Annotated in this window: 24 protein-coding genes; 21 read left to right on the forward strand and 3 right to left on the reverse strand. The window is 72.6% G+C overall.

Annotation, left to right across the window (positions count from 1 at the left end; translation table 11 throughout):
* Positions 1-51: 51 nt before the first annotated feature.
* Positions 52-723: a response regulator gene (locus ABT247_RS05905; RefSeq protein ID WP_238739925.1), complete on the reverse strand. Its 672-nt coding sequence runs from the start codon at positions 721-723 to the stop codon at positions 52-54.
* Positions 723-1,631 (reverse strand): RecB family exonuclease, encoded by a 909-nt coding sequence (locus ABT247_RS05910; protein ID WP_350738567.1) that lies wholly within the window; start codon positions 1,629-1,631, stop codon positions 723-725. Before ABT247_RS05910 ends, ABT247_RS05905 begins: the two co-directional genes overlap by 1 nt.
* 190 nt (positions 1,632-1,821) lie before the next feature.
* On the opposite strand from ABT247_RS05910, the gene ABT247_RS05915 reads away from it, so the two are divergent.
* The 3 genes from ABT247_RS05915 (at position 1,822) to ABT247_RS05925 (ending at position 4,841) form a co-directional block, all read left to right on the forward strand.
* Entirely contained in the window at positions 1,822-3,030 is a 1,209-nt protein-coding gene (locus ABT247_RS05915; protein WP_350738570.1) for a site-2 protease family protein, read from the forward strand.
* 72 nt (positions 3,031-3,102) lie between these two features.
* Positions 3,103-4,062: a tRNA (adenine-N1)-methyltransferase gene (locus ABT247_RS05920; protein ID WP_350738573.1), complete on the forward strand. Its 960-nt coding sequence runs from the start codon at positions 3,103-3,105 to the stop codon at positions 4,060-4,062.
* Positions 4,063-4,178: 116 nt separating this feature from the next.
* Positions 4,179-4,841: a hypothetical protein gene (locus tag ABT247_RS05925; protein ID WP_350738576.1), complete on the forward strand. Its 663-nt coding sequence runs from the start codon at positions 4,179-4,181 to the stop codon at positions 4,839-4,841.
* Between the two features lie 25 nt (positions 4,842-4,866).
* On the opposite strand, the gene ABT247_RS05930 is transcribed toward ABT247_RS05925, so the two are convergent.
* Positions 4,867-5,172 (reverse strand): ferredoxin, encoded by a 306-nt coding sequence (locus ABT247_RS05930; RefSeq protein WP_350738578.1) that lies wholly within the window; start codon positions 5,170-5,172, stop codon positions 4,867-4,869.
* A 285-nt stretch (positions 5,173-5,457) separates the two neighbouring features.
* On the opposite strand from ABT247_RS05930, the gene arc reads away from it, so the two are divergent.
* The 18 genes from arc (at position 5,458) to ABT247_RS06020 (ending at position 23,170) form a co-directional block, all read left to right on the forward strand.
* Positions 5,458-7,224, forward strand: coding sequence for a proteasome ATPase (gene arc / locus ABT247_RS05935; RefSeq protein WP_350738581.1), 1,767 nt, complete (start codon positions 5,458-5,460; stop codon positions 7,222-7,224).
* Between the two features lie 227 nt (positions 7,225-7,451).
* Positions 7,452-8,963 (forward strand): depupylase/deamidase Dop, encoded by a 1,512-nt coding sequence (gene dop / locus ABT247_RS05940; RefSeq protein ID WP_350738584.1) that lies wholly within the window; start codon positions 7,452-7,454, stop codon positions 8,961-8,963.
* A gap of 183 nt (positions 8,964-9,146) precedes the next feature.
* Positions 9,147-9,365, forward strand: coding sequence for a ubiquitin-like protein Pup (locus tag ABT247_RS05945; RefSeq protein WP_350738587.1), 219 nt, complete (start codon positions 9,147-9,149; stop codon positions 9,363-9,365).
* Between the two features lie 162 nt (positions 9,366-9,527).
* Complete coding sequence (gene prcB, locus ABT247_RS05950; protein ID WP_350738589.1) at positions 9,528-10,370, forward strand: proteasome subunit beta; 843 nt, start codon at positions 9,528-9,530, stop codon at positions 10,368-10,370.
* Positions 10,371-10,401: 31 nt separating this feature from the next.
* The gene (gene prcA, locus ABT247_RS05955; protein WP_350738592.1) at positions 10,402-11,157 is read left to right on the forward strand and encodes a proteasome subunit alpha; all 756 of its coding nucleotides are present in this window, start codon (positions 10,402-10,404) and stop codon (positions 11,155-11,157) included.
* 120 nt (positions 11,158-11,277) lie between these two features.
* Positions 11,278-12,639, forward strand: a complete 1,362-nt coding sequence (gene pafA / locus ABT247_RS05960; protein ID WP_350738595.1) for a Pup--protein ligase — start codon at positions 11,278-11,280, stop codon at positions 12,637-12,639.
* Between the two features lie 130 nt (positions 12,640-12,769).
* Complete coding sequence (locus ABT247_RS05965; protein WP_350738598.1) at positions 12,770-13,756, forward strand: FKBP-type peptidyl-prolyl cis-trans isomerase; 987 nt, start codon at positions 12,770-12,772, stop codon at positions 13,754-13,756.
* A gap of 296 nt (positions 13,757-14,052) precedes the next feature.
* Positions 14,053-15,369, forward strand: a complete 1,317-nt coding sequence (locus tag ABT247_RS05970; RefSeq protein WP_350738600.1) for an FKBP-type peptidyl-prolyl cis-trans isomerase — start codon at positions 14,053-14,055, stop codon at positions 15,367-15,369.
* A 162-nt stretch (positions 15,370-15,531) separates the two neighbouring features.
* Entirely contained in the window at positions 15,532-15,915 is a 384-nt protein-coding gene (locus ABT247_RS05975) for an FKBP-type peptidyl-prolyl cis-trans isomerase (RefSeq protein ID WP_350738603.1), read from the forward strand.
* Between the two features lie 199 nt (positions 15,916-16,114).
* Positions 16,115-17,095 (forward strand): helix-turn-helix transcriptional regulator, encoded by a 981-nt coding sequence (locus tag ABT247_RS05980; protein WP_350738606.1) that lies wholly within the window; start codon positions 16,115-16,117, stop codon positions 17,093-17,095.
* On the forward strand, positions 17,092-18,048 hold the full coding sequence (locus ABT247_RS05985) for a helix-turn-helix transcriptional regulator (protein ID WP_350738609.1): 957 nt from the start codon (positions 17,092-17,094) through the stop codon (positions 18,046-18,048). Before ABT247_RS05980 ends, ABT247_RS05985 begins: the two co-directional genes overlap by 4 nt.
* 3 nt (positions 18,049-18,051) lie before the next feature.
* Complete coding sequence (locus ABT247_RS05990) at positions 18,052-18,282, forward strand: hypothetical protein (RefSeq protein ID WP_350738612.1); 231 nt, start codon at positions 18,052-18,054, stop codon at positions 18,280-18,282.
* 27 nt (positions 18,283-18,309) lie between these two features.
* The gene (locus tag ABT247_RS05995; protein ID WP_350738614.1) at positions 18,310-18,486 is read left to right on the forward strand and encodes a hypothetical protein; all 177 of its coding nucleotides are present in this window, start codon (positions 18,310-18,312) and stop codon (positions 18,484-18,486) included.
* Positions 18,487-18,701: 215 nt separating this feature from the next.
* On the forward strand, positions 18,702-18,977 hold the full coding sequence (gene tatA / locus ABT247_RS06000; RefSeq protein ID WP_350738677.1) for a Sec-independent protein translocase subunit TatA: 276 nt from the start codon (positions 18,702-18,704) through the stop codon (positions 18,975-18,977).
* A gap of 211 nt (positions 18,978-19,188) precedes the next feature.
* Entirely contained in the window at positions 19,189-20,082 is an 894-nt protein-coding gene (gene tatC, locus ABT247_RS06005) for a twin-arginine translocase subunit TatC (protein WP_392899323.1), read from the forward strand.
* 184 nt (positions 20,083-20,266) lie between these two features.
* Positions 20,267-21,448 (forward strand): NAD(P)/FAD-dependent oxidoreductase, encoded by a 1,182-nt coding sequence (locus ABT247_RS06010; protein WP_502892388.1) that lies wholly within the window; start codon positions 20,267-20,269, stop codon positions 21,446-21,448.
* Positions 21,448-21,765: a (2Fe-2S)-binding protein gene (locus ABT247_RS06015; protein WP_350738620.1), complete on the forward strand. Its 318-nt coding sequence runs from the start codon at positions 21,448-21,450 to the stop codon at positions 21,763-21,765. The genes ABT247_RS06010 and ABT247_RS06015 overlap by 1 nt, the downstream gene beginning before the upstream one ends.
* Complete coding sequence (locus ABT247_RS06020) at positions 21,746-23,170, forward strand: FAD-dependent oxidoreductase (protein ID WP_350738623.1); 1,425 nt, start codon at positions 21,746-21,748, stop codon at positions 23,168-23,170. The genes ABT247_RS06015 and ABT247_RS06020 overlap by 20 nt, the downstream gene beginning before the upstream one ends.
* The last annotated feature ends 46 nt before the right edge of the window (positions 23,171-23,216 follow it).

Consider the following 23,216-nt stretch of genomic DNA (forward strand, 5'->3'; position numbering starts at 1 on the left):
CCCGGGGCAGCGGACGGGCCGCCGTCGTCTCCGCCCGACCGCGGACGGCCGTCACAGCGTGCCGGGCCGCACCAGTCCGCTCTCGTAGGCGTACACCGCCGCCTGCACCCGGTCGCGCAGCTGGAGCTTGGTCAGCACGTGGCCGACGTGGGTCTTCACGGTGGTCTCGCTGACGAACAGCTCGGCCGCGATCTCCGCGTTCGACAGTCCGCGCGCCACCAGCTTCAGCACCTCCAGCTCCCGCTCGGTCAGCGCGTTCAGCGCCTGCGGCGGCGCCTCGTCCCCCGAGGGCAGCTTGGTGGCGTACATGTCCAGCAGTCGGCGGGTGATGCTCGGAGCCAGCATCGCCGCGCCGTCCGCGACCACCCGGATCGCCTGCACCAGCTCCTCCGCCGGGACGTCCTTCAGCAGGAAGCCGCTGGCGCCCGCCCGCAGCGCCTCCACCACGTACTCGTCCAGGTCGAAGGTGGTCAGCACCAGCACCTTGGCCGGGCCGTCCCGCCCGGGGCCGGCGATCCGGCGGGTCGCCTCGACGCCGTCCATCCGCGGCATCCGGATGTCCATCAGCACCACGTCGGGCTGCAGCGCCCGCACCTGGTCCAGCGCCTGCTGACCGTCGCCGGCCTCCCCGACCACCACCAGGTCGGACTCGGCCTCCAGGATCATCCGGAAACCGGTGCGCAGCAGCGGCTGGTCGTCGACCAGCAGCACTCGGATCGTCACTAGGACTCCTTGCTCATCGGATCCCCCGTGGGATCGCTCTCATCCGATGTACGGGCCAGCGGCAGCGGGTACGGCGGCGGGGTGCCGCCGAACTCCGGGCAGCTGGCCCGGTGGTCGCACCAGTCGCAGAGGCGGTTGCGGGTGGCCGGGAAGTCCCCGGTGGCCACCGCGTGGCTGATCCGCTCCCACAGCGCCTGCAGCTTGCGCTCCACCGCGAGCAGGTCGGCCTCGTCCGGGTCGTAGCTGACCACGTCCCCGCCGCCGCCCAGGTAGACCAGCTGGAGGCGCTTGGGGATCACACCCTTCCACCGCCACACCACCAGCGCGTAGAACTTCATCTGGAACATCGCCTTGCCCTCGAAGTCCCGCGAGGGCGCCCGGCCGGTCTTGTAGTCCACCAGCCGGACCTCACCGGTCGGGGCGACGTCCACGCGGTCGATGTAGCCGCGCAGCAGCAGCCCCGACTCCAGCGCCGTCTCCACGTAGAGCTCGCGCTCCACCGGGTACAGCCGGGTCGGGTCCTCCAGCCGGAACCACTGGCCGACCAGCTTCTCGGCGTCCGCCAGCCAGCGGGTGAGCGCCGCGCCGTCCGGATCGTCCGGGAACAGCCCGCCCAGCTCCGGGCGCTCGCCCAGCAGCCGCTCCCACTGCGGGCGCAGCAGGCCCAGCGCCCGCTCCGGCGTCCGCTCGGCCGCCGGGCTGTCGAACAGCCGCTCCAGCACCGCGTGCACCAGCGTGCCCCTGGTCGCCGCCGGGCTCGGCGGCTCGGGCAGCCGGTCGATCACCCGCAGCCGGTACAGCAGGGGACAGGTCAGGAAGTCCCCCGCGCGGGACGGGGACAGCCCGGTCGGGGGCGCCGCCGGGCGCGCCGGGGCGTCGACGGCGCTGCTGGTGTCGGTCTGCTGCATGCCCAAGACCCTATTGCCCTTCGCTGTCATCCCGCTGCCACCGTGCTGGCACACCCGTCGGTCCCGGCCCGGTCCGGGCGCCGTCCAGTGGGTATGAGGGGTGACAGAGGGGCGCGCGGCGCCGCAGGGCCGCGATCACGTAGCGTGGGCGCACCGGGGGCACGACGGTGGCACGACCGAAGGGATCACGGTGAGCGACACCAGGGGGCAGCAGACCTCCGACCAGCCGCCGAAGGACGGTGGGCGCCCGGGCGGGCGGCCGCCGGAGCGCGGCGGCGGCCTCCTGATGGGGCGCCCCTTCGGGGTGCCGGTCTACGTCACCCCATCCTGGTTCGTCATCGCCGCCCTGATCACCTGGGTGTTCGGCGGGCAGCTCGGCGACGTCCTGCCCGAGCTGGGCGGCACCCGCTACCTGGTCGCGTTCTTCTTCGCCGTCGCCTTCTACGCCTCCGTCCTGGTGCACGAGCTGGCCCACACCCTGGTCGCGCTGCGTTACAAGCTCGGGGTGCGGCGGATCCAGCTGCAGTTCTTCGGCGGCGTCTCCGAGATCGAGAACGAGGCCGAGACCCCGTGGCGCGAGTTCTGGCTGGCCTTCGTCGGCCCGCTGCTCTCCCTCGTCCTCGGCGGGATCTGCTACCTGGCGCTGCGCGCCGTGGAGCTGTCCACCGTGCCCGGGGTGCTGCTCACCGGCCTGATGGTCTCCAACCTGGTCGTCGCCGCCTTCAACCTGCTGCCGGGCCTGCCGCTGGACGGCGGCCGGATGCTGCGCGCCCTGGTCTGGGCGGTCAGCGGGCGGGCGATGACCGGCACGGTCGCCGCCGCCTGGGTCGGCCGGGCACTGGCGGTCGTGGTGCTGTTCGGCCTGCCGCTGGTCAGCGCCTCCCGCGGGGTCGAGCGCGGCACCACCGACACCCTGGTGGACGCGGTGCTCGCCGCCGTCCTCGCCGCGATCATCTGGAACGGCGCCACCGGCAGCCTGCGCAACGCCCGGCTCAAGGAGGTGCTGCCCGGGCTGCGGCTGCGCGACTTCGCCCGCCGGGCCGTCGAGGTCACCGCCGACACCCCGCTCGGCGAGGCGATGCGCCGGGCCCGCGAGGCCCAGGCCGGCGCGGTCGTCGTGGTGGACGGCCGGGGCGAGCCGATCGCCATCGTGCGCGAGTCCGCCGTCCGGGCCGTACCCGAGCACCGCCGCCCCTGGGTGGCCGTCGGCCCGCTCGCCCGGGACCTCGAACCCGGCCTGCGGCTGGACGCGGAGCTGAGCGGCGAGGCGCTGCTGCGGGCCATCCAGACCACCCCGGCGGGGGAGTACCTGGTGGTCGAGGCGGACGGCCGGATGTACGGCGTGGCCGCGCTCACCGACATCGAGCAGCGGTTGACCGCGGCGGTCGCCGGCCGGTGACCCGGGGCGGCCGCGGCGGCGCCGCTCCGGGCGTGGTCGGGCGGCGGGCCGCGGTCCCTTAGGATTGGCCGCATGTCCGAACCGACCGGTGCCGCCCGCCGACGCGGGCCCTTCCAGGTCGGGGACCAGGTCCAGCTGACCGACCCCAAGGGTCGCCACTACACGTTCACGCTCCAGGCCGGGAACCAGTTCCACACCCACAAGGGTGCGTTCCCCCACGACGAGCTGATCGGCGCCCCCGAGGGCACGGTCGTGCGCACCACGGGGAACGTCCCGTACCTCGCGCTGCGTCCCCTGCTCCCCGACTACGTCCTGTCCATGCCGCGCGGCGCCGCCGTGATCTACCCCAAGGACGCGGGGCAGATCCTCGCGATGGCCGACATCTTCGCGGGCGCCCGCGTCGTCGAGGCCGGCGTCGGCTCCGGCGCGCTCAGCACGTACCTGCTGCGTGCCGTCGGCGAGCAGGGCATGCTGGCCTCCTACGAGCGCCGCCAGGACTTCGCGGACATCGCCCGGGGCAACGTCGAGCGCTACTTCGGCGGCCCGCACCCGGCGTGGAAGCTCACCGTCGGCGACCTCCAGGACAACCTGGCCGAGACCGACGTCGACCGGATCATCCTGGACATGCTGGCCCCCTGGGAGTGCCTGGACGTCGCCTCCAAGGCGCTCGTCCCCGGCGGCCTCATCTGCTGCTACGTGGCCACCACCACGCAGATGTCGCGGACCGTCGAGGCGCTGCGCGAGCACGGCACCTTCACCGAGCCGCAGGCCTGGGAGACCATGGTCCGCACCTGGCACCTCGAGGGCCTGGCCGTCCGCCCGGACCACCGGATGATCGGCCACACCGGCTTCCTGCTCACCGCCCGCCGCCTGGCGGACGGCGTCGAGCCGCCGCTGCGCCGCCGCCGCCCGGCCAAGGGCGCGTACGGCGAGGACTACGACAGCGGGGCGCCCGAGCCCACCCTCCAGGAGCGCGCCGCGGCCCGCAAGGCCGCCCGCGCCGACGAGGGCCGGCAGCCCGACCTGGGCTGAGCCCACACCCTCGGAGAAGGGGTGGTGCGAGCGTGGAGCTCGCGCCACCCCTTCCTTCTTGCCGCCCGCGTGCCCCCGGCTCCCCGGCGGACGGCCCCCGGGCACGGTGTGGGACGATGCTCGCGCACGCAGACCAGCTCCTGGAGCTCTGGAGGGGACGCCTGGTGGAGACCGCGGTCGGAACGACGGCGACGGCTGGACAGCAGACATCCCGGGGCCGCACCCGGCCCGGGCACGCGCGAACCGCTCCCTGGCACTGGGCCGTCGCCCTGGCCGGCTGCGGCGCGGTGGTGGCCGCCGCCCTCGCCGCCTCCCCGGCGACCGGCAGCCCCGTGCCGGCCCGCGGCAAAGCCCCTGAGACGCTCGCCGCGACCGCCGCCCCCGATCCGGCCAAGGCCCAACTGCCGCTGGACTGCGGCCCGTTCCCGGTCAAGACGGTCCTCAGCGTGTCCGCCCGGCTCGCTGACGGACAGCCGGGCACGGTCGTCGTCGCGCACTGCGCCACCGACACCGGCACCCCGCCGGACTCCGTCTACCTGCTCGGCTTCGGCACCGACCAGCGGCCCGCGGTGGTCGCCACCCTGCTGACCGAGCGCGAGAACCTCACCCTGAGCCGGCTCGCGGTGCGCTCCGACGGTGCCATCACCGGGCGCGCGCAGGGGTATTCGAGCGAGGACGTGCCGCGCTTCCGCCCCGACGTCTCACTGGACCTCACCTGGACGCGCAAGGGCGGCGGCTGGGAACGCTCCCAGACCGCCGCCCCGGCCGGCCAGGCCTGAGGCCCGGCCGCTCAACTCACCGCGCTCACTCGGCGTCCGGACCGTACACCTCGACCCGGTCGGCGACCCGGCGCACGTGGATGCAGTCGCCGGGGCACTCCTTCGCCGAGTCGACGACGTCCTGAAGGAGCGTCAGCGGCACCGGGGCGGTCTGCCCGGGCTGCTGGCGCAACTCGTCGTCCGGGCCCTTCACGTACGCCAGTCCGTCGATGTCCAGCTCGAAGACCTCGGGCGCGTACTGCGCGCAGATGCCGTCGCCGGTGCACAGATCCTGGTCGATCCACACCTCCAGCTCCTCGGTCGCCGCCGCGGTCTGCTCGGTCACCGACATGGTCCCCTGCCGTTTCTGTCCCGGGTCGCCCGCTTTCCTGGGGCAATCCCGCCATTCGTACAACGATCGCACCCCGCACGGGGGTCGCGATCGGATATCACTTCGCCCGACGATACATCCGGTCCGCTTTGGGAGGTGTGCGGTGGGTATCCCCTTAGCAGAGGGGAAGCACGCTGGGGCGAAGATCGGACACGCCCGTTCCATCTTTCTTGATCTAGGGGTTTACGGACCCCTGGTCCCAGGTAGGGTCTGGAAGCGTCCAGCTCCCCGGAGGAGGTGAGGACCGTGGCAGCCCACGATGACGACTACAACCGCAGCACCGGCAGGCCCGCTCGTGGTTCCGACGAGGCCGCTCAGGTCTCGTACCTTGAGCAGGAGATCGCCGTGCTGCGCCGCAAGCTCGCCGACTCGCCGCGCAATTCGAGAGTCCTCGAAGAGCGCATCGTCGAGCTCCAGACCAACCTGGCCGGCGTGACCGCCCAGAACGAACGGCTCGCCTCCACCCTGCGCGAGGCCCGCGACCAGATCGTGGCCCTCAAGGAGGAAGTGGACCGGCTGGCACAGCCCCCGGCCGGCTTCGGCACCTTCCTCGAAGCGAACGAGGACGGCACCGCCGACATCTTCACCGGCGGGCGCAAGCTCCGTGTCAACGTCAGCCCGAACGTCGCCCTGGACGAGCTGCGGCGCGGCCAGGAAGTGATGCTCAACGAGGCCCTCAACATCGTGGACGCGATGGCCTTCGAGAACATCGGCGAGATCGTCACCCTCAAGGAGATCCTGGAGGACGGCGAGCGGGCCCTGGTCCTCGGCCACACCGACGAGGAGCGGGTGGTGCGCCTCGCCGAACCGCTGCGCGGGGCCACCGTCCGGGCGGGGGACGCCCTGCTGCTGGAGCCCCGCTCCGGCTACGTGTACGAGGTCGTGCCGAAGGCCGAGGTCGAGGAGCTGGTCCTCGAGGAGGTCCCGGACATCGACTACCGCCAGATCGGCGGCCTGAGCAACCAGATCGAGCTGATCCGCGACGCGGTCGAGCTGCCCTACCTGCACGCCGACCTCTTCAAGGAGTACGAGCTGCGCCCGCCGAAGGGCGTCCTGCTCTACGGCCCGCCCGGCTGCGGCAAGACGCTGATCGCCAAGGCCGTCGCCAACTCGCTGGCCAAGAAGGTCGCCGAGGTCACCGGCCGCCCCCAGGGGAAGAGCTACTTCCTCAACATCAAGGGCCCCGAGCTGCTCAACAAGTACGTGGGCGAGACCGAGCGGCAGATCCGCCTGGTCTTCCAGCGGGCCCGGGAGAAGGCGAGCGAGGGCACGCCCGTCATCGTCTTCTTCGACGAGATGGAGTCGCTGTTCCGCACCCGCGGTTCCGGCGTCAGCTCGGACGTGGAGAACACCATCGTCCCGCAGCTGCTCGCCGAGATCGACGGCGTGGAGGGCCTGGAGAACGTCATCGTCATCGGCGCCTCGAACCGCGAGGACATGATCGACCCGGCGATCCTGCGGCCCGGCCGCCTGGACGTCAAGATCAAGATCGAGCGCCCGGACGCCGAGGCGGCCAAGGACATCTTCTCCAAGTACCTCAAGGACTCGCTGCCGTTCCACCCGGACGACCTCAAGGAGCACGACGGCTCCGTCGAGGCCACGGTGGCCGCGATGATCCAGTCGGTGGTGGAGCGGATGTACTCCGAGACGGAGGAGAACCGCTTCCTGGAGGTCACCTACGCGAACGGTGACAAGGAGGTCCTGTACTTCAAGGACTTCAACTCCGGGGCGATGATCCAGAACATCGTCGACCGCGCGAAGAAGATGGCCATCAAGGACTACCTGGACCACGGCCAGCGCGGCCTGCGCGTCTCCCACCTGCTCGCCGCCTGCGTGGACGAGTTCAAGGAGAACGAGGACCTGCCCAACACCACCAACCCGGACGACTGGGCCCGCATCTCCGGCAAGAAGGGCGAGCGGATCGTCTTCATCCGCACCCTGGTCACCGGCAAGCAGGGCGCCGAGTCCGGCCGCTCCATCGACACTGTCGCCAACACGGGGCAGTACCTGTAAGCACGCGGTTACCCGGGCCGGCAGCGGTCCCCGGAGCTGTACGCACACCGTCCGGCTGTGGCGCCTCGCGGCCCCGCAGCCGGACGGCGCGTCTCGGGGCCGGCCGGTCGGCGCCGGGTTCTAGGCTCGATCCACCGCCGCGGGCAGATCGCCGGCGTCGGTGTTGTTCAGCGGTACGTCAGTGTGTTCCGCCCGCCGGGGGCGGCGCACCGGGCAAGGAGGGCCGCATGACCGTACGGCGCGTGATGGGCATCGAGACCGAGTACGGGATCTCCGTGCCCGGCCACCCCAACGCCAACGCCATGCTCACCTCGTCCCAGATCGTCAACGCCTACGCGGCGGCGATGCACCGGGCGCGGCGGGCCCGCTGGGACTTCGAGGAGGAGAACCCGCTGCGTGACGCGCGGGGCTTCGACCTCGCGCGCGAGGTGGCCGACGCGAGCCAGCTGACCGACGAGGACATCGGCCTGGCCAACGTGATCCTCACCAACGGGGCCCGGTTCTACGTGGACCACGCCCACCCCGAGTACAGCTCGCCCGAGGTGACCAACCCGCGCGACGCCGTGCTGTGGGACAAGGCGGGCGAGCGGATCATGGCGGCCGCCGCGCAACGCGCGCTGGAACTGCCCAACGGGCAGACCATCCACCTCTACAAGAACAACACCGACAACAAGGGCGCCTCCTACGGCACCCACGAGAACTACCTGATGAAGCGGGCGACGCCGTTCGCCGACATCGTCCGCCACCTCACCCCCTTCTTCGTCTCCCGCCAGGTGGTCACCGGCGCCGGCCGGGTCGGCATCGGCCAGGACGGCTCGGCGCACGGCTTCCAGATCAGCCAGCGGGCGGACTACTTCGAGGTCGAGGTCGGCCTGGAGACCACCCTCAAGCGGCCGATCATCAACACCCGCGACGAGCCGCACGCCGACGCCGAGAAGTACCGCCGGCTGCACGTGATCATCGGGGACGCCAACCTCTCCGAGATCTCCACCTACCTCAAGCTGGGCACCACCTCACTGGTCCTGTCGATGATCGAGGACGCCTTCATCGCCTCCGACCTGGCCGTCGACCAGCCGGTGCGCACCCTGCACCGGGTCTCCCACGACCCCTCCCTCAAGCACCTGATCACCCTGCGCAACGGCCGCAAGCTCACCGCCGTCCAGCTCCAGCTGGAGTACTTCGAGCTGGCCCGCAAGTACGTGGAGGACCGCTTCGGCACCGACGCCGACGAGCAGACCGTGGACGTGCTGGCGCGCTGGGAGGACGCGCTCGGGAAGCTGGAACGCGATCCGATGTCGCTCTCCCGGCAGCTCGACTGGATCGCCAAGCGGGAGATCCTGGAGGGCTACCGCAGCCGGGACGCCCTGGAGTGGGACAACCCTCGGCTGCACCTGGTCGACCTCCAGTACAGCGACGTCCGACCCGAGAAGGGCCTCTACAACCGCCTGGTGGCCCGCGGCCGGTTCGAGCGGCTGCTGACCGAGGAGGAGGTCGAACGGGCCGTCTCCAAGCCGCCGGAGGACACCAGGGCGTACTTCCGGGGGCGCTGCCTGGAGCAGTACGCGGACCACGTCGCGGCGGCCTCCTGGGACTCGGTGATCTTCGACCTGCCGGGCCGTGACTCGCTGCAGCGGGTACCGACGCTGGAGCCGCTGCGCGGCACCCGCAACCACGTCAAGGAACTGCTGGACCGCTGCCGGACGGCCGAGGACCTGCTTCGTGTACTGTCCGGCGGGTAACTTTTCGATCACCACGGGTGAACGTCCGCCGAATGGGAATCATCCGGGGTGGCAGCGGGTGTTGGACAGGAGGCGCCACCGGCAAACCGGGAGCGGCAGTCGCACCTTGTGTATAGGGTCGGTGCCAACGGGCAACGACCGACCGACCAAACCGTGCCAGACGAATCGAGCGGGGTGAGGGAAATGGCGAGCAAGGACACCGGCGGCGGCCAGCAGCGGGCAAACCGCTCCTCCGAGGAGGTCTCGGAGGAGGTCGCGGAAACTCAGGATTCCGACGACCTCAAGGAGCGCCAGGAAAAGCTGAGCGACGACGTCGACGCGGTACTGGACGAAATCGACGAGGTCCTCGAATCCAACGCCGAGGATTTCGTGCGGGGATTCGTCCAGAAGGGCGGGCAATAGCCCTTCCCCGGTAATCGGCAATTTCACGGTCGCGACCGTCCCGGGCGGTCGGGCGGCGTCGGCCGCCCGGCCGCCCGGCACCGGCCCCTCCACGCGTGGACAGTGATCGTCGGCGGGTAGGGTGCGGGCATTGCGCGCTTCAAGCTACCTGGAAGGAATCGTGTGGAAGCCAACACTCGTGGCACCGGGCGTCTACCGGCTGCCTTCCTGACCCCGGGGTCCTCGTCGTTCCTCGACTTCCTCGCCGAGCACAAGCCGGAGCTGGTCCCCAGCCACCGGGGGCTGCCCGAGGGAGCCGCGGTCGAGGCCCCGCACGGGACCACGATCGTGGCCGCGGTCTTCGACGGCGGCGTGGTGATCGCGGGTGACCGCCGGGCGACCATGGGCAACGTCATCGCCCAGCGCGACATAGAGAAGGTCTTCCCGGCCGACGAGTACAGCGCGGTCGGCATCGCCGGCACCGCGGGCCTCGCGGTCGAGATGGTCCGGTTGTTCCAGCTGGAGCTGGAGCACTACGAGAAGATCGAGGGCACCACGCTCTCCCTGGAGGGCAAGGCCAACCGGCTGACCACCATGATCCGGGGCAACCTGGGCATGGCGATGCAGGGCCTGGCGGTCGTGCCGATCTTCGCCGGTTACGACCTGGAGCTCGGCCGTGGCCGGATCTTCAACTACGACGTCACCGGCGGCCGCTCCGAGGAACGCGGATTCGCCGCCACCGGCTCGGGCTCGGTGTTCGCCCGCGGCTCGATGAAGAAGCTCTACCGCGACGACCTCACCGCCGACCAGGCCGTCACCCTGGTCGTCCAGGCGCTCTACGACGCCGCGGACGACGACTCCGCGACCGGCGGCCCGGACCTCGCCCGGAAGATCTTCCCGATCGTCTCGCTGATCACCGAGGACGGCTTCCGCCGCCTCACCGAGGCGGAGGTCACCCAGGTCGCCGTCGCCATCACCGACGAGCGCCTGACCCGCCCGAACGGTCCGCAGGCCCCGCTGATCTAGCCATCACCTCACAGGAAAGGGACGACCGCCGGTGTCGACACCGTTCTACGTCTCGCCCCAGCAGGCCATGGCGGACCGCGCGGAGTACGCCCGCAAGGGCATCGCGCGCGGCCGCAGCGTGGTCGTGCTCACCTACGCCGACGGCATCGTCTTCGTCGCGGAGAACACCTCCCGAGCGCTCCACAAGGTCTCCGAGATCTACGACAAGATCGCCTTCGCGGCGGTCGGCCGCTACAACGAGTTCGAGAACCTGCGCATCGGCGGCGTCCGCTACGCCGACCTGCGCGGATACTCCTACGACCGGGCCGACGTCACCGCCCGGGGGCTGGCCAACGTGTACGCCCAGACCCTGGGCACCATCTTCTCCTCGGTCGGGGAGAAGCCGTACGAGGTCGAGCTGATCGTGGCCGAGGTGGGCCGCACCGCCGACCACGACCAGATCTACCGGCTCACCCCGGACGGCTCGGTCGTCGACGAGAAGAACTACGTGGTGGTCGGCGGCAACGCCGACTCGATCGGCAACTACCTGGGCCAGCGCCACCGCGCCGGCCTGAGCCTGACCGAGGCCGTCAAGGTGGCCGTGGACTCGCTCGCCCGCGACCCCAACGGCGGCAGCCCGCGCACCCTCACCCCGGAACAACTGGAGGTCGCGGTCCTCGACCGCCAGCGGTTCCAGCAGCGCAAGTTCAAGCGGATCCTCGGCAACCAGCTCAGCCGGCTGCTCGACGGCGACCAGTCCGCCGAGGCGGACGACGAGGAGAACCCGGCGGACACCACGCCGGAGTAGCAGTGCCTGCGGAGTCCCGTACGGCGGCCGGACCGCCGTCGTGCGGGACTCCGGTGCCCCTGCGGCGGCCCAGTCGTCGTGGAGGCGGTTTCGGACAGCTCCGACCAGAATGGAGTGCTCATGGACCGCCGGATTTTCGGGCTGGAGAACGAGTACGGCGTGACCTGCACGTTCCGCGGGCAGCGGCGGCTGTCGCCGGACGAGGTGGCGCGGTACCTGTTCCGCCGGGTCGTCTCCTGGGGCCGCAGCAGCAACGTCTTCCTGCGCAACGGCGCCCGCCTCTACCTCGACGTCGGCTCCCACCCCGAGTACGCCACCCCCGAGTGCGACGACGTGGTCGAGCTGGTGACGCACGACAAGGCCGGCGAGCGCATCCTCGAAGGGCTCCTGGTGGACGCCGAGCGGCGGCTGCACGAGGAGGGCATCGCGGGGGACGTCTACCTCTTCAAGAACAACACCGACTCGGCCGGCAACTCCTACGGCTGCCACGAGAACTACCTGGTGGCACGGCACGGCGAGTTCTCCCGGCTGGCCGACGTGCTCATCCCGTTCCTGGTGACCCGGCAGCTCATCTGCGGCGCCGGCAAGGTGCTGCAGACCCCGCGCGGGGCGGTGTACTGCGTCAGCCAGCGGGCCGAGCACATCTGGGAGGGCGTCAGCTCGGCGACCACCCGCTCCCGTCCGATCATCAACACCCGGGACGAGCCGCACGCGGACGCCGAACGCTACCGCCGGCTGCACGTGATCGTCGGCGACTCCAACATGTCCGAGACCACCACGCTGCTCAAGGTCGGCGCCACCGACCTGGTGCTGCGGCTGATCGAGGCGGGCGTGGTGATGCGCGACCTCACCCTGGAGAACCCGATCCGGGCGATCCGCGAGGTCAGCCACGACCTCACCGGCACCCACCAGGTGCGCCTGGCCAACGGCCGGGAGGCCAGCGCGCTGGACATCCAGGAGGAGTACTACTCCAAGGCCCTGGAGTTCGCCGACCGCAAGGGCATCAACACCGGCACCGTCGCCCGGGTGCTCGACCTGTGGGGCCGCACCCTGGAGGCCGTGCGCACCGAGCAGCTGGACGGCGTGGCCACCGAGATCGACTGGATCATGAAGTACAAGCTCATCGAGCGCTACCGCGAGAAGCACCAGATGAGCATGTCCAACCCACGGGTCGCCCAGATCGACCTCGCCTACCACGACATCCACCGCCGCCGCGGCCTGTTCTACCTGCTCCAGGGCAAGGGCCAGGCGCAGCGGGTGACGACCGACCTCAAGACCTTCGAGGCCAAGTCGATCCCGCCGCAGACCACCCGGGCCCGGCTGCGCGGGGACTTCATCCGGCGGGCGCAGGAGCAGCGCCGGGACTTCACGGTGGACTGGGTGCACCTGAAGCTGAACGACCAGGCGCAGCGCACGGTGCTGTGCAAGGACCCGTTCCGCTCGGTCGACGAGCGGGTGGAGAAGCTCATCGCGGGGATGTAGGGCCCGTGATCGGGGCGCCGTGATCACGCGCCGTCCGGCCCCGGTGGTGTCTACCGGGGCCGGACGCATGCTCGGCATACGCTGTCCGTCGAGTCAGGAGAGCCGACTTCGATCGACAGTTAGGACCACCGTGCGCCGCACCGCCGGTTTGCTTCTCGCCCTGCCGCTGCTGTTCGCGGTCGCCTGCAGCAGTTCGTCCAAGCCGGCCGGCCAGGCGACGCCGTCCGCCGCGACCGCCGCTCCGACGGTGCCCTCGCCCGTCAGCGAGGCCTCGCCGATGCCCACGGTGTCGGGTGGCGGTTTCGGCAGCAAACCCACCATCAACCTGCCCGAGGGGCAGCCGAGCGGCCAGTTCGTGGTGAACACGGTGGTCGACGGCGAGCGGTCGACGGTCAACAAGGGCGACTGGGTGACCGTCAACTACACGGCGAAGGACTGGAGCACCGGCAAGGACCTGGCCAGCTCGTACGACCAGAACGGCAAGCCGCAGCTCTACCAGGCCGGCAGCGGGCAGTTGGTGCCGGCGCTGGACCAGAGCGTGATCGGCAAGAAGGTGGGCAGCCGGCTGCTGGTGGTGGCCCCGCCGGCGGCGGCCTTCGCGGACAAGGGCTCCGGCCAACTGGGCGTGGGCCCGGGGGACACCGTGGTGTTCGTGCTGGACATCATGGAGAGCCTGCCGCCGGACTCCACCCTGACCGGCACCATGACCGAGCCCCCCGCGACGCTGCCGCAGGTCAAGGACAACGGCAAGGCGCCGGTGACGATCACCATCCCGGAGGGGCAGGCCGCGCCCGCCGAGCTCCAGCAGGCGGTGCTGATCAAGGGCGAGGGCAAGCAGGTCAAGAGCGGGCAGACCCTGATCGTCCAGTACACCGGCGTGCTGTGGAGCAACGGGCAGCAGTTCGACGCCTCCTGGTCGCACGGAGGCGCGCAGGCGGTGCAGATCGGCACCGGGAGCGTGATCGAGGGCTGGGACAAGGGTCTGGTCGGGCAGAACGTGGGCAGCAGGGTGCTGCTGGTGGTCCCGCCGGCGCTCGGCTACAAGGACCAGCCGCAGGGGGCGGTGCCGGCGAACTCCACGCTGGTGTTCGTGATCGACATCCTCGAGGCGGTCTAGTCGTTCGGCGGTCCAGCGGTCCAGCGGGCGCTCCGGGGTCCGTCCGACGGTACGCGCCGGGCGCCCGGCGGGAATTGTCGGGCACGCGCTAGGAAGTGACCCGGAGGATTCCGTACGCTTGGGCGGACGCTCGTACAACGAAGCGTCCGCCCTCATCCTGAGCTGTCATACTGCCCCTCGCACTGTGGCAGGCGCCGCCCGGCGCCGAGGTCCGGGCGGGCGGTGCGGCGGCAGGCCGGCGGTCACCACGCCGGGCGCAGACCTGGAAGACCTCGTGGCGAGATGGATGGGGAGTCATGACTGAGAAGACGCCGAGCCCGGGCGGGGCCGGCACCGCGGCGAACGACAGCTCTGCGGGTGACCCGGCCGCCTCTCGTCCCGGCGGGCCGGTCGCGGGGGATCGCGAATCGATCGTCGTCCCCCCGTCGATCCTGGCGCACCAGGCGGGCTGGGTGCAGCCCGGCGAGAAGCCGCGCGTCGCGGGCGGCAGCTCGTCGGACGACGCCCCGCAGATCTTCGCCAGCAGCGTGCGCAAGGCCGAGACCTCCGAGGCCGGGTACGACGAGAACCCGCCGGGAGTGGGCAAGCTCGGCGTGATCCTCGGCACGGTGCTCGCCGTCCTGCTGGTCGGCAGCGGCGTCACGCTGTACATGGTGAACAAGGACGACTCCAAGGACAGCACCTCGGCCGCCAAGCCGGACGCGGCCACGACCGCGCCGCCCACGCCGAGCGCCGAACCGGTGCCGCCGATCAAGGACAGCGCCAAGGTGCTGCCGACCGTCACCGGTGACTTCGGCAAGAAGGCCGACATCCAGGTGCCGGGCGACAAGTCCGACGGCTCCTTCGTGGTGAAGGTGCTGTCCGAGGGCAGCGGCGCCAAGGTCGAGAAGAACTCCTGGACCTCGGTGGACTACACCGCCAAGGACTGGAACACCGGCAAGGACATCCCGAGCTCGTACGACGACAAGGGCAAGCCGCAGATCTTCCAGGCCGGCACCGACTCGCTGATCCCGGCGCTGGACCAGGCCGTGGTGGGGAAGAAGGCCGGCAGCCGGCTGCTGGTGGTGGCCCCGCCGGCCGCCGCCTTCGGCGCGCAGGGCAAGCCGGACATGTCGATCGGCGCCAAGGACGACCTGATCTTCGTGATCGACATCCGCAACACCAACGCGCCCGACGCCGTGGTGAGCGGTACCGTCACCCCGCCGCCGGCGGACTTCCCGCAGGTCAAGGACAACGGCAAGAAGCCGGCCGACATCACGCCGGTGGCCGGGGCCAAGGACCCGACCGAGCTGAAGACCCACGTCCTGATCAAGGGCAGCGGGCCGGCGGTGGAGAAGGGCGAGAAGGTCGTCGTCCAGTACACCGGTGCGCTGTTCAAGGACGGCAAGGTCTTCGACTCCTCGCTCAGCAAGGGCCAGGCGTTCTCCTTCCCGGTCGGTGGCGGCCAGGTCATCCAGGGCTGGGACCAGGGCCTGGTGGGCCAGACCGTCGGCAGCCGGGTCGAGCTGGTGATCCCGGCCTCGCTGGGCTACGGGGACAAGGGCCAGGGCGACATCCCGCCCGGCGCGACCCTGGTGTTCGTGGTCGACATCCTCGACGCCGGTCAGGGCTGATCCACTTTCGGGTGACAATGGTCGACGTGTGACCTCGGGGTGCGGCCGCGTGGCCGGTGCCCCACGGGCGGCGGGCGCCCGTACCGTGGTCCGGAACGGACCGCGATGCGGGCGCCCGCCGCTTGGTCGTGTAGGGAAATTGCGAACGTGAGAAGAGGAACTGTGAGCGTCAACCTCAACGAGAAGCCCGAGATCGACTTCCCGGTCGGCGACGCCCCGACGGAGCTGCAGATCCGCGACCTCGTGGTGGGCGACGGCGCCGAGGCCAAGCCGGGCCAGGTCGTCACCGTGCGCTACGTCGGCGTGACCTTCGAGACGGGCGAGGAGTTCGACGCCAGCTGGAACCGGAGCCCCAACGAGTTCCGCTTCCCGCTGGGCGCCGGCCGCGTCATCAAGGGCTGGGACCAGGGTGTCGTCGGCATGAAGGTCGGCGGCCGCCGCGAGCTGACCATCCCCTCGCACCTGGCCTACGGTGCCCAGTCGCCGACCCCGGCCATCCCGCCGCACTCGACCCTGATCTTCGTGGTCGACCTGCTGGGCGTCTGAGCCTGCTCCACCCTCGGGCCGGACCCCTCCGGGGGCCCGGCCCGAGGCCGTCTCCGGGCCCGGTGGGCGCGCGGGGACGACCAGGCGTGGGACGCGGCTTTTGCAGTGCGTACCGCTACCGGTACGGTCGGTCCCGCCGGGCGGGGATCGCCCGGTTGGCGCACCCCGCGCGCGGCGCGGCACACCGGAAGGGTCAGCGATGGCGATCGCCAAGGCAGAGCGGCTGATGAATCTCGCCCTGTGCCTGATGAACACCAGACGGCCGCTCTCCAAGAAGGAGCTGCGGGAATCCATCGAGGCGTACCGCGAGGCCTGGCAGAACAGCAGCGAGGACGCCTTCAACCGGATGTTCGAGCGGGACAAGGACGACCTGCGCGAGCTCGGCCTGGTGATCGACGTCGACGAGAGCGCCCTGGACGGGGAGCTCGGCTACCTGGCCCGCGCCGACCGCAACCGGCTGCCGGAGATCGCGCTGGACGCCGAGGAGGCCGCCGCGCTGACCCTGGCCGCCCGGGTCTGGCAGCAGGCCAAGATGTCCGGCGCAGCCAGCGGCGCGCTGCAGAAGCTGCGCGCCGCGGGGGTGCCGTTCGGCGAGGCCGAGGGCCGCACCGCCCTGGAGCCGCGCATCCCGGCCCGGGAGGCCGCGTTCGAGCCGCTGCTCACCGCCGCCCGGGACCGCCGCCCGGTCACCTTCGAGTACCGCAAGGCCGGGGCCGCCGCCGTCGAGCAGCGCAGCGTCGAGCCGTGGGCACTGGAGTGCTGGCGCGGCCACTGGTACCTGGCCGGGTACGACCGGGACCGCGGCGACGCCCGGGTGTTCCGGCTCAGTCGGATCACCGGCAAGGTGAAGGCCAAGGTTGGGGCCTTCCTCGGGACGGTGCCCGAGCACGTGGACGTCCGGGCCACCGTGGCCAAGTTCGCCGGCGAGGGCGCCACCGCCACCGCGACCGTCCGGGTCCGCCGCGGCGCGGGCTTCCCGCTGCGCACCAAGGCGCTGAGCTGCACCCGGGTGGACGAGGGCTGGGACGAGCTGGAGATCCCGTACGGCAACGGGCTGGGCGCCGACCTCGCGGAGTTCGGGCCGGACGTGCTGGTGCTCGGGCCGGAGGAGCTGCGGGCGGATGTGGTCGACCGGCTGCGGGCGGTCGCTGGGCTGGACTCGGAGGACGTACGGGCATGAGCAATGCGATCGACCAGACGCGACGGATGCTGTCGCTGGTCACCTACCTGCGCGAGCGGCCGGGGGCCGAGGTCGCCGAGGTGGCCCGGGCCTTCGGGATCAGCGAGCGCGAGCTGATCGGGGACCTCAACGTGCTGCCGATGTGCGGCACCAGCTTCCGCGGCGGCGACCTGCTCGACATCGACACCGACGGCGAGCGGATCTGGTGGCACAACGTGGACGACGTGGCCCAGCCGCTGCGGCTGGCCGCCGACGAGGCCACCGCGCTGCTGGTGGCCGCCCGCGCGGTGGCCGGACTGCCGGGCCTGCGGGCCGGGGACCGGGAGGCGCTCACCCGGGCGGTCGCCAAGATCGAGAACGCCGCGGGGGAGAGCGCCGAGGGCAGCGCCCGGGTCGGGGTGACCTTCGAGGCGGAGAGCCACGTCTTCGCCGACATCGACCGCGCGCTCAGCGAGGGCCGCAGGCTCTGGCTGCGCTACTACTCGCACGGGCGCGGCGGGATGACCGAGCGCGAGGTCGACCCGATCCGGCTGCTCACCGAGGGCCACACCTACCTCGAGGCGTGGTGCCGCACCTCCGAGGACCACCGGATGTTCCGGCTGGACCGGGTCGCCGAGATCCGCGTCCTGGACGTCCCGGCCGACCCGCCCCGGCGCGAGCCGCGCGACCTGAGCGGCGGGCTGGTCAACCCGGCGGCGGACGACCCCGAGGTGGTGGTGGAGGTCTCCTCCGGCGGGCGCTGGGTGGCCGAGTACTACACCCACGACCGTGCCGAGGAACTGCCCGACGGCGGGCTGCGGATCACCCTGCGCAGTGCCGACCCCTCCCAGCTGCGCCCGCTGGCGCTGCGGCTGGGCCGGGACGGCCGGATCGTCTCGCCGCCCGAGCTGGCCGAGCAGGCGCGCTCGGCCGCGCGGGCGGCGCTGGCCGCCTACGGGGAGGGGCAGGTCTGAGCGGTGGAGCCCGGGACCAGATTCAAGGTGTACTGCTCGCAGTGCCGGGAGAAGGTGGAACTCCCGGCCGAGGAGTTCCGGCTCACCCTCGGACGGACGCCGGCCCAGGCGCACTACAGCTTCGGCTGCCCGCTCTGCGGGGCGGCGGTGCGCAAGCCGGCCGGCGAGAAGATCGTCGAGGCGCTCACCGGGGCGGGGGTCCGCACCATGCGGCTCGTCCCCGCGGAGGGGTGACCGGCAGCCGGCGGTAGGGTGGGCCGCATGTCCTGGATGCTCGTCGCCGCCGTCCTGCTCGCCACCGCGGGCCTACTGGTCCTCGGGATCCTCGCGATCCGGCTCTGGGCGGACGTGCGGGCGCTGGCCAAGGGGGTCGACGCGGCCTCGCGGGCGCTGGCCGAGGCGGCGGGGGACCTGGCCTCGGCGGTGCCCGGCCGGTAGCCCGGGCGGAGCCCGCCCGGGGCCGTCGGCGGTACGGGGGCTGCTGCGCGGAGGTGAGGGCGGGTTACGCTCTCAGGTGGCTCCTGAACTGCGAACCGGGGGCCGCTGTCCTGTTCGGGCGGCCGTCGTCGGGGCGTCATCCGCAGCGGTTACCATCCGCGGCGGGCGGCCCGTCGGCCCGCCGTGAGTGAAGGTGGTCGCGCGTGCGCATCTCGATGACCGGGATCGTGGTGATCGTGGTTCTCGCCATCGTGCTGTTCGGTGCCAAGAGGCTCCCCGAGCTGGCGCGTTCGCTGGGGCAGTCGATGCGGATCCTGAAGAGCGAGGCGAAGGCGATGCGCTCGGACGGAGAGTCGGGCGCGAAGGTGCCGGCGGCGGCGCCGCCGGTCGACGGTCCGGCGCGGTCGTCGGCCAGGACCATCCAGGCGGCCCCCGGGGCGTCGGCCACGGCCCGTCCGGTGGCCGGGCCCGACGGCGACCGGCCGCACTGAGCGCGGCGCACGGAATGCCTGTGACCCACGCGACGCACGCGACGCGCGCGGCCCGCGGGACGGACGCGGGGCGGGCGGCGCAGCTGAGCCGCGCACTGCACGCGACCAGGGAGGCCCGTCGACCGGCGGGCCTCGACGCACGAGTTGAGGACCGGGGTTGAGCAAGCTCTCCAAGGCGTCGCAGAAGGCGCCCAAGGATCCTGAGGGGCGGATGGCCCTAGCCGACCACCTGCGGGAACTGCGCAACCGCGTGGTCAAGTCGGTCCTGGCGATCGTGCTGTTCGCCGCCGTCGCGGCGGTCTACCACAAGCAGATCGAGCACTTCCTGCTCCAGCCGCTGCCCCAGTGCGACCGGGCGAACTCGGGGGACTACCACGGGCGCTGCGCCCAGGTGTCCAACATCGGCCTCACCGCCGGCTTCAACTGGATGCTGAAGGTCGCGCTGACCGCGGGCGTGGTGGCGGCCGTCCCGGTCTGGCTGTACCAGGTGTGGGCCTTCGTGGCTCCGGGCCTGCACAAGCACGAGAAGAAGTACGCGATCGTCTTCATGGCCTGCGGTGCCCCGCTGTTCCTGGCGGGTGTGGCCTGCGCCATCATGGTGATGCCGACCATGGTCGAGATGCTGATCTCGTTCACCCCGAGCGAGACGGTGCCGATCCTGCCGCCCGAGGACTACTTCGACATCGCCACCCGGATGGTGCTGGTCTTCGGCTTCGCCTTCGAGTTCCCGCTGCTGCTGGTGATGCTCAACATGGTCGGCATCGTGACCGGCAGGCGGCTGCTCAGCTGGTGGCGCGGGATGGTCATGGCGATCACGGTGTTCGCCGCGTTCGCCACCCCGGGCGCCGACCCGGTCAGCATGCTGCTGCTGTCGGCCCCGATCTGGGCGCTGTACTTCCTGGCGGTGGCCGTCGCGCTGCTCAACGACCGGCGCAAGCGGCGCAACAACCCGGACGCCGACCTGGACGACGAGGAGGCCTCGCACCTGGACCTCTCGGTGCAGGAGGTCGAGGGCGCCGAGTCGGTGACCGCCTCGGCGGCGCCGACGGCCGGTGCGGCGCCGGTCCCGGCCGCGCGGCACGAGCAGATGGACGACATCACCTGAGCCGACGGGCCTCGCTGAGCCCCGGTCCGCCGCTTCCGCGGTGGGCCGGGGCTTTCCGCGTACGGGGGCTTCGCCCGCCGGGCGGCTGCTGAGGGCTTCGCCCGCCGGGGGCTTCCGCGACCTTTACGTAGCGAGGGCTTTGCGTGCTCTTGGCAGAGTTGATGGCATGTGACATATTACTGGCGTGCTGAACACCCGGAGACCTCCCCTGGACGCCGTCGTGGTCGGCGCCGGAGTCGTCGGCGCCGCCTGCGCCTACTACGCCGCCCTCGCCGGGCTCGCCGTCGCCGTCGTCGACCGCGGGCCGGTGGCCGGCGGCACCACCGGGGCGGGCGAGGGCAACGTGCTCGTCTCCGACAAGGAGCCCGGCCCCGAGCTCGACCTCGCGCTGCTCAGCAGCCGGCTGTGGCGCCGGCTCGCCGAGGACCTCGGCCTGGCCGTCGAGTACGAGCCCAAGGGCGGCGTGGTGGTCGCCTCGACGGCGGCCGGGCAGCAGGCGCTGCGCGCCTTCGCCGCCGGGCAGACCGCGGCCGGGGTGGCCGCCGAGGAGGTGCCGGCCGAGCGGCTGCGCGAACTGGAGCCCCACCTCGCCCCCGGGCTCGCCGGGGGCTTCCACTACCCGCAGGACGCCCAGGTCCAGCCCGCCCTGGCCGCCGCCCACCTGCTGCGCGAGGCGCGCCGGATGGGCGCCGAGCTGATCACCGGGGAGAACGTGACGGCGCTGGACCGCGGCCCGGACGGCGCGGTGCGCGGCGTGCGGACCGACCGGCGCCGGCTGCTCGCCCCGGCGGTGGTCAACGCGGCCGGCACCTGGGGCGGCGAACTGGCCGCGCTGGCCGGAGTGCACCTGCCGGTGCTGCCCCGGCGCGGCTTCGTGCTGGTCACCGAGCCGCTGCCGCGGATCGTGCGGCACAAGGTGTACGCCGCCGACTACGTGGCCGACGTCGCCAGCGGCTCGGCCGAACTGCAGACCTCCGCCGTGGTCGAGGGCACGCCCGGCGGGCCGGTGCTGATCGGCGCCAGCCGGGAGCGCGTCGGCTTCGACCGCACCCTCTCCCAGGAGGTGCTGCGCCGCCTCGCCGGGCAGGCCGCCGCGCTGTTCCCGGTGCTCGCGGACGTCGCCGTGATGCGCGTCTACCGGGGCTTCCGCCCGTACCTGCCGGACCACCTGCCCGCCGTCGGGGCGGATCCCCGGGTGCCGGGGCTCTACCACGCCTGCGGGCACGAGGGGGCCGGGATCGGGCTGGCCCCGGCCACCGGGCTGCTGATCAGCGAGCAGCTGACCGGGAAACGGCCGGAGCTGGACCTCGCGCCGTTCCGTGCGGACCGGTTCCCGGGCGCACCAGATTCCTCGGAGGAGCCGTGATGCGCCGTCGCACCCCCGCCGCCCTGGTCGAGGCCCGGCCGGGGCCCGTCCATCACATCGAGTTCGACGGGCGGCCCGTCCCCGCCCTGCCCGGGCAGTCGATCGCCGCCGCGCTCTGGGCCGACGGCGTGCTGGCGTGGCGCACCACGCGGGTCGGCGGGCGGCCGCGCGGGGCGTTCTGCGGGATCGGCGCCTGCTTCGACTGCCTGGCCACCGTCGACGGCCGGCCCAACCAGCGCACCTGCCTGGTGCCCGCCGAGCCGGGCACCGTCGTCACCACCCAGGAGGGCCACGGCCGTGCCGACCTCGCAGTCTGACCCGCTGTACGACCTCGCGGTGGTCGGGGCCGGCCCGGCCGGGCTGGCCGCCGCCGTCACCGGCGCCGACCTCGGGCTGCGCTGCGTCCTGCTGGACGGCGGACCGGCCACCGGCGGGCAGTACTACCGGCACCCGGCGCCCGGCCTGGGCGCCGCCCGTCCGGACCGGCTGCACCACCGGTGGTCGGCCTACACGGCGCTCGCCGGGCGGCTCGAGGCCGCCGAGCGGGCCGAGTTCCGGGGCGGCCACCAGGTCTGGGCGCTGGAGCGCACCGGCGAGGGCTTCGCGGTGCACGTCAGCCGCGGGCCGGGGGCCGCCGACCGGGCCACCCTCCGGGCCCGGTCGGTGCTGCTCGCCACCGGGGCGTACGAGCGGCAGCTGCCCTTCCCGGGCTGGACCCTGCCCGGGGTGGTCACCGCCGGCGGAGCCCAGGCGATGCTCAAGGCCGGGCTGGTGCTGCCCGGGCGGCGGATCGTGGTGGCCGGCAGCGGCCCGCTGCTGCTCGCCGCGGCCTCCTCGCTGGTCAGCGCCGGGGCGCAGGTCCCGGCCGTGGTCGAGGCGGGCGACTACCTCGGGTACGCCCGCCGCCCGGGCGTGCTGGCGGCCGTCCCCGGCAAGCTGGTCGAGGGCGCCGGGCACGGCACGGCGCTGCTGCGCCACCGGGTCCGGCTGCGCCGGCGCAGCGCCGTCGTGGAGGTGCACGGGACGGAACGGGTCACCGGGGTCACGGTGGCCCGGCTGGACGCCGACTGGCGGCCGCGGCCCGGCACCGAGCGGCGGATCGACTGCGACGCCCTGGCCGTCGGGCACGGGCTGCTGCCGCAGATCGACCTGGCCACCGAGCTGGGCGCCGACACCCTGACCGGGCCGGACGGGGCGGTCGCCCTGCGGGTGGACGACGGGCTGCGCACCTCCGTGCCGGGCCTGTGGTCCGCGGGGGAGACCAACGGGGTCGGCGGCGCGGACCTCGCGCTGGTCGAGGGGGAGCTGGCCGCGTACGCGGTCGCCGGGGCGGCGCCGAAGCCCGGGCTGCTGCGCCGCCGGGCGCGGCTGCGGGCCTTCGCGGAGCTGATGGCGGGTGCCCACCGGCCGGGGGCCGGCTGGACGGGGTGGCTGCGGCCGGACACCGACGTGTGCCGGTGCGAGGAGGTGCCGGCGGCGCGGATCCGGGAGGCCGTGGAGGAACTGGGCGCGGGCGACTCCCGGACCGTCAAGCTGCTCACCCGGGCGGGGATGGGCTGGTGCCAGGGGCGGATGTGCGGCCCGGCGGTGGCCCGGCTGTCCGGTGGCGCGGGGTCGGGGCCCGACCGGCGGCCGCTGGCCTGCCCGGTGCCGCTGTCCCAGCTGGCGGCGGGGGCCGGTCCGGAGCCGGCTGACGGGCCGGTGCGGGCCCCGGGCGGATAGCCGGCCGGTCGGCCGCCCCGGCGGCAGGGGTGCCGGCCGGGGCCGG

This window comes from Kitasatospora sp. NPDC001539 (assembly GCF_040298565.1).
Classification (GTDB): Bacteria; Actinomycetota; Actinomycetes; order Streptomycetales; family Streptomycetaceae; genus Kitasatospora.

Bases quoted from the DNA above. Each gene is read 5' to 3' on its own strand.
- ABT247_RS05910 (WP_350738567.1), bottom strand. From the start codon at position 1,631: ATGCAGCAGACCGACACCAGCAGCGCCGTCGACGCCCCGGCGCGCCCG.
- ABT247_RS05920 (WP_350738573.1), top strand. From the start codon at position 3,103: ATGTCCGAACCGACCGGTGCCGCCCGCCGACGCGGGCCCTTCCAGGTC.
- ABT247_RS05925 (WP_350738576.1), top strand. From the start codon at position 4,179: ATGCTCGCGCACGCAGACCAGCTCCTGGAGCTCTGGAGGGGACGCCTG.
- ABT247_RS05930 (WP_350738578.1), bottom strand. From the start codon at position 5,172: ATGTCGGTGACCGAGCAGACCGCGGCGGCGACCGAGGAGCTGGAGGTG.
- dop (WP_350738584.1), top strand. From the start codon at position 7,452: ATGACCGTACGGCGCGTGATGGGCATCGAGACCGAGTACGGGATCTCC.
- ABT247_RS05945 (WP_350738587.1), top strand. From the start codon at position 9,147: ATGGCGAGCAAGGACACCGGCGGCGGCCAGCAGCGGGCAAACCGCTCC.
- pafA (WP_350738595.1), top strand. From the start codon at position 11,278: ATGGACCGCCGGATTTTCGGGCTGGAGAACGAGTACGGCGTGACCTGC.
- ABT247_RS05970 (WP_350738600.1), top strand. From the start codon at position 14,053: ATGACTGAGAAGACGCCGAGCCCGGGCGGGGCCGGCACCGCGGCGAAC.
- ABT247_RS05980 (WP_350738606.1), top strand. From the start codon at position 16,115: ATGGCGATCGCCAAGGCAGAGCGGCTGATGAATCTCGCCCTGTGCCTG.
- ABT247_RS05985 (WP_350738609.1), top strand. From the start codon at position 17,092: ATGAGCAATGCGATCGACCAGACGCGACGGATGCTGTCGCTGGTCACC.
- ABT247_RS05995 (WP_350738614.1), top strand. From the start codon at position 18,310: ATGTCCTGGATGCTCGTCGCCGCCGTCCTGCTCGCCACCGCGGGCCTA.
- tatA (WP_350738677.1), top strand. From the start codon at position 18,702: ATGACCGGGATCGTGGTGATCGTGGTTCTCGCCATCGTGCTGTTCGGT.
- tatC (WP_392899323.1), top strand. From the start codon at position 19,189: ATGGCCCTAGCCGACCACCTGCGGGAACTGCGCAACCGCGTGGTCAAG.
- ABT247_RS06015 (WP_350738620.1), top strand. From the start codon at position 21,448: ATGCGCCGTCGCACCCCCGCCGCCCTGGTCGAGGCCCGGCCGGGGCCC.